We start from the raw sequence: 9,052 nt of genomic DNA, 5'->3' as shown, positions 1-9,052 counted from the left end.
AAATCTCCTGCGTGATCTTATCGAGTAAACCCATGCACTACGGATGAATGGGGACGGCAGGGACAGCCGATCAGCACGATTGCGCCAAATCAGAACGATCCATCATCCGGACACTGGCAAAAGTCGATTCGTTTCGTGCTTGGTCTAGCGCCGTCAGCGGTCTAGTCGATGACTGCTGCGTAGTCGCAAGCGTTGCAGGCTTGCGACTCAATTCAGTGCTGGAACGCTCGTCGCTTGGTGGAACACCAAAGTACTCGCGATAGCATTTGGAAAAGTGTGGTGTGGATACGAAACCGCATACATACGCCAACTCAATGATCGACAATGATGTTTGCTTAAGCAGTTGTCGCGCTCGAACAAGACGTAACCTTAAGTAGTAGCGTGACGGCGTACAGTGAAGGTATTTCTGAAATAGCCGTTCCAGCTGTCGACGTGACAGATCAACGTATTCTGCAAGGTTGTCCAGGTCGATCGGTTCCTCGAGATTGGCCTCCATCAACGCGACGATCTCCTGCAGCTTAGGCTGATGAGTTCCCAGCACATGCCTGAGCGGAACGCGCTGATGGTCCTGTTCGTTGCGTATGCGCTCGTAAACAAACATCTCAGAGATGGCTGCAGATAATTCACGACCATGATCGCGACCAATCAGGTGCAGCATCATGTCCAGCGGCGCTGTTCCCCCGGAGCTTGTGAAGCGGTTCCGGTCGAGGGTAAAGAGGCTCGCGCTGATGCTGACCCGTGGGAAAGCCTCCTGCATGGCGGCCAAACATTCCCAATGCACGCTGCACTCGTAGCCGTCGAGCAGCCCGGCTTTTGCGAGCGCCCAGCTACCGGTGCACACACCTCCCAACCGTCTGGATCGACGCGCCAAGGCTTGCAGCCAGGTAATGTGCTCGCGGGTAATCACGCTCTGGACTCCAACACCACCGCACACGATGACAGTGTCCGCCACCAATGGATTGTTCCACGAAGCATCCGGAGTGATCGGCACGCCGTCACTGGCCCAGACAGGCTCTCCATCGGGGCTGAACGTATGCCAGCGATATAGCTCTCGCCCCGACAACTGATTGGCCATGCGCAGTGGCTCTACTGCGGACGCCAGGGAAATCAGTGTGAATTTATCCAACAACAGAAAACCAACGGATTGAGTCGTACCGTCGGACACGGTGGAGTTCGATGACATCGTGGTCATGTCCTCACAAAGAGCGATTACGGCCTGAGACGCAGGAGCTTGTAATACCCCCCTGCCTTGGCGTAGGGAGTATCAGGTTTGGCGCAATACCTCCTTGGTTTTATCCCACTGACGTCACTCTCGCAGCCTGAGCAGGGTGACGCGACGTCACAAGGCCGATAAAGGAAATCGCCAGCGCCAGTCCAATGGTTGTGCTGACTTCGGTACGGTGCTCCGGGGTGATCATCATGACTGCCAGCGCTGCGCAAATGAACGCAATCACCAGCCAGGTCAGCCATGGAAACAGCCACATGCGAAAGCTCAGCTCAACGTTCTGCCGATGCAACATCCGGCGCATGCGCAGCTGCGACACCGAAATGGCCAGGTACACCAGCAAGGCAATCGCGCCGGAGCTGGCTAGCAGGAAGTCAAACAGCCCGGCGGGCATGAAGTAACTCCACACGGTGATCGCTGCGCCCAGCACGGTGCTGGCGATGACTGCTGCCCGCGGTACGCCTTCGGAGGAGGTCGCTTTCAGCGCCTTCGGCGCATCGCCACGACGGCCCAGCGAGTACAGCATGCGCGAAGCAATGTAGATCGAGGAGTTCATGCAACTGGCCACGGCGATCAGCACCACCACGTCCACCATGAACTTGGCGTGGGGAATGTTCATGATCTCCAGTGCCCGCTGGTAGGAGCCTACCTGGGCGAGCAGCGGATCGTTCCAGGGCACCACGGAGATGACCACGAAAATCGACAACAGGTAGAACACGCCGATGCGCCAAATCACCGAACGCGTGGCCTTGGCAATGTTCTGCGAGGGATTGTCGGATTCGGCGGCGGCGATGGTCACCGCCTCAGTCCCGATGAAGCTGAACATGATGGTGATGAAAGCGCCGACTACCGCCGACAGGCCGTTGGGAGCAAATCCGCCATGCTCGGCCATCAGGCCGCTCAAGCCGCTGACCTCCCGTTCGGGCACCCAACCCATCAGCACGGCAAAACCCACGCCGATGAAACCGATGATCGCCACGACCTTGGCCATGGCGAACCAGAATTCGAATTCGCCGTACTTGGAGACACTGAACAGATTGGTGATCACCAACGCAATGATCGACACCAGGGCGAACAGCCAGGCATCGATCTGGGGAAACCACTGGTTCAACACATGGCCGGCGGCCAGTGCTTCGATAGGGATCACCAGCACCCAGAACCACCAGTACAGCCAACCGATGGTGAAGCCTGCCCAACGACCTATTGCCTGGTCGGCATAGGTGGAGAAGGAGCCTGTGTCCGGGTTGGCCACCGCCATTTCACCGAGCATGCGCATGACCAGAACGACGAGCAGGCCTGAGAATAGATAGGCCAGCAGGACGGCCGGCCCGGCAGCTGCAATGGCATGTCCTGAGCCAACGAATAAACCGGCGCCGATAATCCCGGCGATTGACAGCATTGTTACGTGACGAGGCTTGAAGCCCTGCGCCAATTGTCCACTCGAATCCTTGGAGTTCGGGCTAATCATTGGTTTTTTTTTCTCTGCTGATCGACATTTAAGCGAATTGATAGGGGCAACAGATCATCATTGTTGCCTGCTGGGCTTCCTGAAAGAGGCACCCTTCAACCGCTGCAGTTCTTATCAAACCCATCATCGCGATGTGGTTATTTCGATGAAAAGATGCGCCACCTTACCCGGCTTGTCCGACAATTCAGTTACCTGTTCACGCCGCCTCCTTGCCTGATATCGACACATGCCAATTTAGCGTTCACAGCGAAAACCAATCGGTCACGAAATGGCCGGGCGCAATCATATTGTTTTGTAGAGGATTCTGCTAAAGCAGCAACGGATGGGGATAGCCTGGAAGGTTTAAGCGGGCGAGAAGGTTTCGGGACGAGGGCCGTGAGATCTCTCTGGGAAGAGCGGATTGGATGATTGCAGCCTGTCGCGAGCGGCTGAAAACGACCCATAGCTGACGGTGACGAAAGGCAGAAATCGGCTGAGTAGTCAGTCAGATGTGTTTTCGAAATCAGGGGCTGCTCACACCACCGCAGTTAGCTACGAACTCAACAGCTATGGTTTCACTGCGTGATCACCATCAATGTGGGGAGCCTCCGCTGGTTTCTTCTCCGGAACTATAAAACTCACTGTCGTACTGGTGAGGATTTTGTGAGTCGGGTCGGCCACTTCAAGAAGAACCTTGTGCGTGCCGGGCGTCAGTCCAACCAGGATAATCGGGTCTTCGCTGGTGTGCGCCCATGTACCTTTCCAGTCGTCGACGGTCACGTGGAGGTGACCGAGACGTGGTGATACATCAGCAGCCGCTTTGCCAAATACCGGCATGATCCGGGCGTGTTCTGCTCGATACTGGATTATGACAACACCGCGGGCGAGTGGCTCGGCAAGCGGTGGGTAGGCAATGAGTTTTGGCGCAGTCTCATTTTCCAATGGAAGTATTGCCGGTGGGGAATCGGTGTCTGCTAACGCTTGTCCGCACACGGCTGTGCAAATGCAGACACCCAAAGCCAGGGCCAATAGATTTCCGGGAACGAGGGACATGGTGTTTTTCTCCCGTGTGATTTCATTCAAGCCTGGATCAATCCGGGTATTTCCCAGTGTGGTACAAAATTGGTACGAGCGGAATTGAAAGCTGGCGTAACCCGTTGTCTTGATGCCCACAGCCCCCCAGTTAATTATGTGGGGCGCACAACATCAAAGGTGAATCGGAACCGCGGTCCGGAAAAGAAACCGCGGCGACCGATCAATCAGGCGGCGGGGAGCAGGCCTTTCTGTTTGGCGACATGAGTCGCCAGTGCGTCCATCAAGTCCGGGGACAGACAGTCATAGGGTTCCAGGCCGATCGAGCGCAGGCGCTCGCGGATAGCCTTCATTTGGGCTGGCGGTGTGCCGGTTTCGATGATGGAGGACACGAACGCCGCGAATCCCGGCGCAGCCCATCCGCTCTGTGGCGAAAGCTCGGTGTGGACGAAGTCCAGGCCATAAAACGCATGGCCCTTGTTTTCGATGCGCCCAAAGAGATGGGCGTGACACTGCTTGCAGGCGTGGCGCTGGATGGTGGCGGTTTCGTCGACAATCGCCAGTTTTTCGCCGTGGGCAATGACGCTGACCTTATCTCGAGGCACCACGGCGATGACGGCGAATGTCGCGTTTTGTGGTTTCCAGCATTTGCTGCAGCCGCACGCGTGGTTATGCAGGGTTTGTGCGTCGATCTTGACCTCGACCTTGTCGGTCGCACACAGGCATTGCAGGGTGCCACCTGTGAAATTCGCGGCGGCGGGTTGGATACCATTGTCCAGTGCAGGGTGAAGTTGCAAGGTGCTCATGCTGGCGTCTCCGTTTCAGGCTGTCAGACAAAATTGCCTGGGGCCGTGCCCCAGACCGGTAGTTCATCGGAACTCGATGACCGCGCAGATCGATTTGCCTTCATGCATCCGATCGAACCGCGGCGGATTTCGAAAAGGACACAGTGCATAAACGAGCGACCTCCTTCGGTGCGACCGTTCGGTTACCCAGATCAAGAATAGTCTGCGATGCCTAAGTCGCTGCCACTCACATCAGCCAATCAACTCGTGGACCGGTCGCCGGTCTGTAGACCTTCGGCGGCACGTTCTCTTGGGCTCTTCATCAAAGCTCCCTGGAAGGCGAGGGTGGAAAGGTATGCCCGGGGTCTGGAAATGCGCCTGCACTCAATGACCAGTGCCCGAAGTTAACCCAGCATCTGTTCGGTAAATAGCGTCACGGCAATGATGATCATGGTCGCTCCAGAGAAACGACTGACCCACTGAGCGGCGGCTGGGCGTGCCTTTAGAACAACCTGTGAGCCAAACCCGACCAGTAGATAAATAACGCCACAACTGACGGTGTGGACGAGCCCGAGCGCTAGCATCTGCGTCGGTACGGGCCAGGAGGCAGTGGCGTCGGCAAACTGGGGCAAGAGCGCCAGGAACAGTAGGAACACTTTCGGATTCAAGCCGCTGACGCAAAGCCCCTTGAGCGCCCAGCGCAGCCATGAGCCTGACATCTGAACCTCATCGGAGTGGGGGGTGGAGGGACGGGTGAGCATGTTGATGCCCAACCAAAGCAGGTAACCCGCGCCGGCCACCGTCAGCACTGACATGACCCCAGGATGGTTGGCGACCAGGGTGCCAACACCCGCGGCTACCACCACCGTGGCAATCAAGTGGCCGGATAACAGTCCGCCCACAGCCGGTATGACCACGCGATGCTTCAAACCGGCGGATATCGCGTAGGCCCAATCCGCTCCGGGCGTCACGACGAACAGAAACGACACTGCCCAGAAGGCAACAAAGACATTGAAGGTCATGGTGTCACCCGCGCCCGTTCATCAATCAATGCGTTATTCATCATTCCGCCTCTCATATCAAAGGCCGTCCCTCTTGTTTTCTGAAGAGGTGTGCGGTTGTTAATGGATAGAGGAAGATTAATGAAAAGTTGTTAGAATTAACTTTCAAAGATGATCGTATTTGCGTTGCAAAGAGGGAGATTATTCTGCATGGACAGAACTGACCGGAAGATTCTTGCCGAACTGCAAAAGGATGGTCGCCTTTCGGTCACTGAACTTGCCGAGCGTGTGGGCTTGAGCCTTTCACCCTGTCATCGGCGAGTGCGGGCACTGGAGGACTCCGGTGTATTGCTGGGTTATCGCGCGCAACTTGATCCCGGTGCACTGGGCCTGAATTTTTCCGCAATGGTATTTGCCACGCTCCGCGAGGGTGACCGGCAAGCCGTCGAGGCGTTCGAGGCGGCGCTCATTGATATACCCCAGGTGGTCGATGCCCAGAGGTTGTTTGGGGAGCCGGACTACCTGCTGCACGTCGTTGCCCAGGACTTGCCCGCCTTTCAACGGCTTTACGATGAGAGCCTCTCGACATTGCCTAATGTGCAACGGCTCACCTCGACCCTGGTCATGAAGCGGGTCATTCAAGACCGGCCGCTACCTTTGTGATCGGCCCAACGGAAGATAACGATCCTGTCTCTCAAACAGCCTCCCCGCAGGGGGAGGCTGTCATCGTCAGAAGTCGAAGAACACCGTCTCCGCTTCGCCTTGAAGGTGAATGTCGAAGCGGTAGGCCAGCTTCCCGTCAACCGTGCAGCGCCTGGCAATCAGGGATTCACGCCGATGTGGCTGTTCGATCAGATTCAATACGGGGTCCACGGCATTCGCCTCGGGTTCGTCATCGAAATACAGTCGCGTCTGCAGGTGAATGTTGATGCCCCGGGCGAACAGCGACACATTGACATGCGCCGCCATGGGCACGCCCGAGGCATTGTTCACCGAGCCAGGTTTGACGGTTTCGATCGTCCATTCGCCAGCATCGGTAGTGGCGGTACGACCAAAACAGTTGAAGGGTTTTTCCAGATCGAAACCGCTGTCGTAGAGGCCTTCGTGATTGGCCTGCCAGAGTTCCAGGAACGCGTCACGAATCAAGTGGCCGTTACCGTCATAAACGTGACCCAGCAATAGAATGTGCTCACCTGGCGCGCCAGGTTTTGCCATCACATTCCAGATTTCCTGTTCCCGCGGTGGGTTGCCGGCCGCCTCCAGGGCCAGTCCGATATGCACATAGGGGCCGGCTGTTTGCGATGGGGTTTCAGGTAGAAGTTGAACGGGCATATGCAGGCCTCCTCAGCAGTTTTCGAAGTGGGTCTTGCGCTGGCCGCGCAGGACGATATCAAAGCGATAAGCCAGGCAATCCATGGGATTGGCCATGCTCATGTCGAGCCTGGCGATCAGGCTCTGTACCGCGTCCGGATTGGCGATCGACTTGACGATCGGGCACATGGGGATCAACGGATCGCCTTCGAAATACAGCTGGGTAATCAGGCGCGTGGCAATGGACGGGCCACTGATGGAGACATGGATATGGGCGGGTCGCCAGTCATTGGGACCGTTGCGCCATGGGTAGGGACCGGGCTTGACCGTGCGGAAGCTGTAGTTGCCATCGCGGTCGGTCAATGCACGGCCGACGCCACCGAAATTCGCATCAAGGGGCGCCAGGTAACTGTCTTTTTTATGCCGGTAACGACCACCGGCATTGGCTTGCCACATTTCCACCAGCGTGTGTGGGATCGGCTTGCCGTACTGGTCGCAAACCCGACCCGCGACAATGATGCGTTCGCCGATGGGCAGGCCACCGTGATTGAAATTCAGCAGCAGGTCGTTATCGTACCGGCCCATCTTCAGATGGGAAAAATCCGGGCCGCTGGTTTCCGAGACAGACTGGGGAATGCTCACCAGTGCCTGGCGGGGGGAGCGCAGGATCGAAGTCTTGTAGTCAGGTGTCAGGGCTTTGGGATGCCAATTACGGTCACGAATGGCGAAGCGGCTTTCATGCGCATCAGACATGTCGTTTTTCCTATTGTTATGGTTGGTCAGAGGCAAGTACTGCGATGGCAGCGACTTGCAGCCCAGTCTCCTCTTGTGCGGCCCAACCCAAAATTGAAAAAACCGACTTGTTGCATGTCCAAATGGTTATGGATATTTCCCTTCGCGATATTCTTGCCCGACCTCGCGCAGTGCCTCCACGCACCACTGGGCCGCGGGTGTCACCGGCAACACAGGATTTGTGCAGAGCCCCACGGAACCACCGGCTTCACGCATCCCCAGCTCTACCAGCTCACCTAGCTTCAAGTCCTGCCTGACCGCGTCAAACGGCGCGACCCAGATTGCCTGGCTGCATTGGACGTAGCGCCGGCTCAGGGTAATCGACAGGGTTTCCAGGCGTTGGCGCGAGGGGGAGATCCCGTGCTGCACAAACAGGCTGTCGGCGAATTTGCGGATCGTCGTCCCCGCCAACGGTAGTACCACCGGATAGTTTTCGAGGTTGTTATGCCCCGGTGGATCACTCAGCACTGGATGGTCTTTACGTACCACCAGGGTCATGGATTCGCTGTAAAGGTGCTCGAACGTCAACCCGTGAATCGATGGGCTATCGGTCATTCTGCCGACCACCAGGTCCAGCTCGCCGACACGCAGTTGGGACAACAGGTAGGCGCTCGGCCCGGTCACGACACTGACCGCCAGGGCGGGATGCCGGTCGTGCAAGCGGCAGACAACTTCAGGCACCAACAGGCTTTCGACGGTGGAGAGCACGCCGAGTCGTACGGCGATCGGCTCATGCACACCGGAGCGCAAACTGTTGACCCCTTCACGCAGCGATTGCACGCTCGGCCCCGCATAGCGCAAAAAGGCCACCCCGGCCTCGGTCAGCGTCGAGCCCTTTTTGCTCCGCTCGAACAGCCTGGCAGCCAACAGGGATTCCAGTTCCTTGAGGGTTTTTGAAAGCGCCGGCTGGCTGATTGCCAACTTGTCGCAGGCACGTGCCAGGCTGCCCTGGCGCGCCACCTCGAGAAAACACACCAGATGACGGAATTTGATTCGGGTGTCGATGTTCAATCTGCTGCTCCGTCTTCGTGGTGTGGCATTCATTACGCCTGTTGACCGATGCTCGCAATATGGGGGTTATCGGTCAACATTCGGCAGTTCGCAGCCCGGGATCAGTCGTCCCGGTTTGACCGCCTGCTGATAAAGCACCTGCATGGCGGATTCGCCAAGCGGCTCGAACCGCGAGTAGACAAAGCTGATATCGAAATGAGTCGCCTCAACCAGCGGTACGACGATCAGGCCGCTGTCCTGGGCCACGAACTCATCGATGATGGTCAGCCCCATGCCTTGCTTGACCAAGGCGACCGTTCGAGGAGATCGCCAACATGATGACCTGGATCGCCGGCCCCGAGTGCAGCTTCACCACGGGCTTTGTGTTTGACCTCAGTGGCGGGAGGGCCACCTATTGAGAGGCCTGGGTGTCGCGCACCTCACCGCGCTGGAGCTGGCGCCCGACGCG

9 protein-coding genes and 2 pseudogenes are annotated in these 9,052 nt (G+C 57.4%); 2 read left to right on the top strand and 9 right to left on the bottom strand.

The annotated features are described in order from the left end of the window. Positions 1-70 precede the first annotated feature (70 nt). The 5 genes from gbdR to VC35_RS05745 form a co-directional block, all read right to left on the bottom strand. Positions 71-1,183 (bottom strand): choline metabolism transcriptional regulator GbdR, encoded by a 1,113-nt coding sequence (gene gbdR, locus VC35_RS05765; protein ID WP_404942345.1) that lies wholly within the window; start codon positions 1,181-1,183, stop codon positions 71-73. 109 nt (positions 1,184-1,292) lie between these two features. Continuing rightward, complete coding sequence (gene gabP, locus VC35_RS05760) at positions 1,293-2,693, bottom strand: GABA permease (RefSeq protein ID WP_046038367.1); 1,401 nt, start codon at positions 2,691-2,693, stop codon at positions 1,293-1,295. A gap of 546 nt (positions 2,694-3,239) precedes the next feature. Continuing rightward, positions 3,240-3,725: a DUF6130 family protein gene (locus VC35_RS05755; protein WP_046038366.1), complete on the bottom strand. Its 486-nt coding sequence runs from the start codon at positions 3,723-3,725 to the stop codon at positions 3,240-3,242. Between the two features lie 206 nt (positions 3,726-3,931). Further along, positions 3,932-4,510, bottom strand: a complete 579-nt coding sequence (gene gfa, locus VC35_RS05750; RefSeq protein WP_046038365.1) for an S-(hydroxymethyl)glutathione synthase — start codon at positions 4,508-4,510, stop codon at positions 3,932-3,934. 383 nt (positions 4,511-4,893) lie between these two features. Beyond that, entirely contained in the window at positions 4,894-5,511 is a 618-nt protein-coding gene (locus VC35_RS05745; RefSeq protein WP_046038364.1) for a LysE family translocator, read from the bottom strand. 189 nt (positions 5,512-5,700) lie between these two features. On the opposite strand from VC35_RS05745, the gene VC35_RS05740 reads away from it, so the two are divergent. Then, on the top strand, positions 5,701-6,153 hold the full coding sequence (locus VC35_RS05740) for an Lrp/AsnC family transcriptional regulator (RefSeq protein ID WP_008053368.1): 453 nt from the start codon (positions 5,701-5,703) through the stop codon (positions 6,151-6,153). 66 nt (positions 6,154-6,219) lie between these two features. Here VC35_RS05740 and pcaG read toward each other — a convergent pair whose 3' ends face one another. The 4 genes and pseudogenes from pcaG to VC35_RS05720 form a co-directional block, all read right to left on the bottom strand. Next, positions 6,220-6,822: a protocatechuate 3,4-dioxygenase subunit alpha gene (gene pcaG / locus VC35_RS05735; protein ID WP_046038363.1), complete on the bottom strand. Its 603-nt coding sequence runs from the start codon at positions 6,820-6,822 to the stop codon at positions 6,220-6,222. 12 nt (positions 6,823-6,834) lie between these two features. After that, positions 6,835-7,554 carry a protocatechuate 3,4-dioxygenase subunit beta gene (gene pcaH / locus VC35_RS05730; RefSeq protein ID WP_046038362.1) on the bottom strand — a complete coding sequence of 240 codons (720 nt, stop codon included), beginning with the start codon at positions 7,552-7,554 and terminating at the stop codon, positions 6,835-6,837. A 126-nt stretch (positions 7,555-7,680) separates the two neighbouring features. Beyond that, a complete protein-coding gene (gene pcaQ / locus VC35_RS05725; protein WP_046038361.1) occupies positions 7,681-8,604 on the bottom strand; it encodes a pca operon transcription factor PcaQ in 924 nt (307 codons plus the stop codon). Between the two features lie 66 nt (positions 8,605-8,670). Further along, a pseudogene (locus tag VC35_RS05720) lies at positions 8,671-8,934 on the bottom strand (LysR family transcriptional regulator); the annotation flags it as partial. Here VC35_RS05720 and VC35_RS29915 point away from each other — a divergent pair. Further along, positions 8,904-9,002: pseudogene (locus tag VC35_RS29915) on the top strand (3-oxoacyl-ACP reductase); the annotation flags it as partial. The pseudogenes VC35_RS05720 and VC35_RS29915 sit on opposite strands and share 31 nt — an antisense overlap. Positions 9,003-9,052 lie beyond the last annotated feature (50 nt).

The organism is Pseudomonas fluorescens, from assembly GCF_000967965.1.
Classification (GTDB): Bacteria; Pseudomonadota; Gammaproteobacteria; order Pseudomonadales; family Pseudomonadaceae; genus Aquipseudomonas; species Aquipseudomonas grandcourensis.
Note: the sequence above shows the minus strand (reverse complement) of the source record. Positions and strands in the feature narration are given on the sequence as shown.